2 protein-coding genes and 1 pseudogene are annotated in these 2797 nt (G+C 37.6%); all 3 read left to right on the top strand.

All coding sequences use genetic code 11. The features are described 5' to 3' along the window. Nucleotides 1-1073 (top strand): annotated as a pseudogene (locus ACXM1Q_RS09055) (helix-turn-helix domain-containing protein); the annotation flags it as partial. Between the two features lie 179 nt (nucleotides 1074-1252). Then, entirely contained in the window at nucleotides 1253-2512 is a 1260-nt protein-coding gene (locus ACXM1Q_RS09050) for an IS3 family transposase (RefSeq protein ID WP_458517776.1), read from the top strand. Between the two features lie 31 nt (nucleotides 2513-2543). Further along, a partial coding sequence (locus tag ACXM1Q_RS09045) for a helix-turn-helix domain-containing protein (protein ID WP_458517775.1) occupies nucleotides 2544-2797 on the top strand: 254 nt, incomplete at its 3' end.

Genomic DNA, 2797 nt, shown 5'->3' with positions numbered 1-2797 from the left:
AAACAAAGCCAGGTATCCTACAAAACGATTCAAGAGTGGATTCGAAAATACAAACAAGATGGTATTAATGGTCTCTATGAAAGTCGAACTTGGAAGAAATATAGCCAGGAGCTGAAAGAACAGGCAGTATTTAACTATTTAGAAGGCCGAGGAAGCCAAGAGAGTTTGGTTAAAAAATATGGAATATCAGATTGAAGTGTTCTCAGAAAGTGGATAAACATTTATACTAGTGGTAATAAGTTAAAATCTACTAGTAGAGGATATTCTAGGATGAAAAAGGGGCGTAAAACAACTTTTGAAGAACGGCTTGAGGCCGTAAACTTTACGATTGCTCACGATAAAAACTATCAAGCAGCTATTGAAAAGTATGGTATTTCTTACCAACAAATCTATTCATGGGTACGAAAATTTGAAAAAGAAGGTAGTCGAGGCTTAGAAGACCGTCGTGGAAGGGGACTTGAAAGCAAGTCGAATTTAACTAATGAAGAGGAATTACTCCTTAAGCTTAAACAATTAGAGGAATGCAATCGACTACTAGAAATGGAGAACGGTCTTCTAAAAAAGCTTCAAGAGATCGATCTACGGAATATGAAGTAAGGTTAGGTCGACTCACTTCTAAATTCCAAGCAATCAAGGAATATCATGAAGAGAACAATGGAGATCCGATTCATCTCTTATGTCGACTCTTGAAGGTCTCTCGTTCAGGCTACTACAAATGACTGAACCATGAGGAGACTGAATACGAGAAGATAAATAGAGAGTTGGTTTCACTGATGCAAGAACTTCATGCTCAATACAAAGGTATTCTAGGCTACCGTCGCATGACACGTTTCATTAATAGAAAACTAGTGACACGCTCTATGTCTCGTGTTGGTAAATGTATTGATAATGCGCCAATTGAGAGCTTCTTTGGGCATTTTAAGACCGAATGTTATGATTTGAAGAAGTATAAGACCTTTGAGGAGTTGGTAGCTGATATAGATACTTATATTCATTTCTACAATCATGAACGTTTTCAAGACCGCAATAACGGCCTTGCCCCTCTTGAAATGAGGAACAAGGCCGTCGCATAATCTTTTATTATTTCACTGTCTACTTGACAGGGAGCAGTTCAAAGTATATAAGTGGTGAGAATTCGACTCTTGAGTTAAGTTCTCTCTACAATATTTCAGATAGTGTTTTATTGAAGTGGATTAGATTGTATAATGCTAATATAGAGCTAAAAGATTACATGCCTATTCAGGAGATCTATATGGCAGAAGCAAGACGGAAAACTACAATAGAAGAACGAATTGAAATTGTGAAGTATTGTATTGACCATAACCGTAATTACAAGGAGACTGCTAAGCTATACGATGTTTCCTATAGTCAAGTCTATTTCTGGGTTAGAAAGTATGACCGTGATGGCGAAGATGGGTTGAAAGACCGGAGAGGTCGTCATAAGAGTGATGCTGAAGTTGATGAATTAGAAAGACTTCGCAGAGAAAACAAGCGATTAAAACACCAACTAGAAGAAAAGGATATGGTTGTCGAACTCTTAAAAAGTGAGGGACTTCGGAAGGATGTGAGGCTAGGGAAACTACGTAACGAATCAAAATATCTAGCGATTGAATACTTCTACAACCACAAATCATGGAGTATAAGCTGGATGTGCAAGCAGCTAAGCATCGCTCGTTCTGCCTTTTATAAATGGAAACATCGAGTTATACCTGAACAGGAGAAGGTAAACAAAGAACTGGCAGTTCTCATAAAAGAATACGATGAACGCTTCTCGCATATCTTAAGATATCGTAGGATGACAGCGTGGATCAATCACTTTAACCAAACCAATTACTCAAAAAATAGAATCCATCGAATCATGAAGAATATCAATGTTCACGCACGTATTCGTAAGCAGAAAGGGAAAGCCAATAGATCCTCTAAGTCAGAACAGACTGCAGAAAATAAGTTGGCAAGAGACTTTTACGCGGCCAGACCGAATGAAAAGTGGGTTACAGATGTTACAGAGTTCAAGATTCCCAACACCACAAAGAAACTTTATCTTAGTGTCATTCTAGATTTATATGACAGATATCCTGTTGCTTTTGTCGTAAGTGGTCGGAATGATACTCGACTTGTTTTTAAAACCTTTGATGACGCAATCGCTAAGAATCCTAAAGCCAAGCCACTTTTTCATAGTGATAGAGGCTTTCAATACACGAATAGAGTTTTTCAGAAAAAGCAGGAGGACAATAGTATGACACAATCCATGTCAAGAGTTGGTCATTGTATCGATAATGGTCCAATTGAGGGCTTCTGGGGTATCCTAAAAACGGAAATGTATCAAATGTATGAGATTTCTGATGAAGCGACTCTTCGTTTTGCCATCAAAGACTATATCCGATTTTATAAACACCATCGATTACAAAGCAGATACCAATATAAGACACCAAGGGAAGTCAGAGAAGCTGCCTTAAACTCAGATCAGCCAGTAACTTACCCAATCGCTAAGAACAAACGAATTGATACTTAACAAAAACCAAAAATAGCGATATAATATAGATATGAAAACAAAGCTAAGCAAATCACAAGTTAAAGAATTAAAACAGGCACTGAAAAATAAAGAGAATGCTCAACATCATAGAAAAATTCAGGCTCTTATTCTATATTCTGAATCACAGAATTTAACAGCAGCAGCCAAGTCTGTGGGTTTTGTTCATCAAACTGTACGTAACTTATTGAATCGCTATCAAGAGGGAGGTTTAGAAGCTATTCTCACTGACAAACGTGGTGGACGTCGTCGCTATTATTTGACACA

Source organism: Streptococcus sp. 10F2 (assembly GCF_054331515.2).
This window is presented reverse-complemented; position numbering and strand designations above follow the sequence as displayed.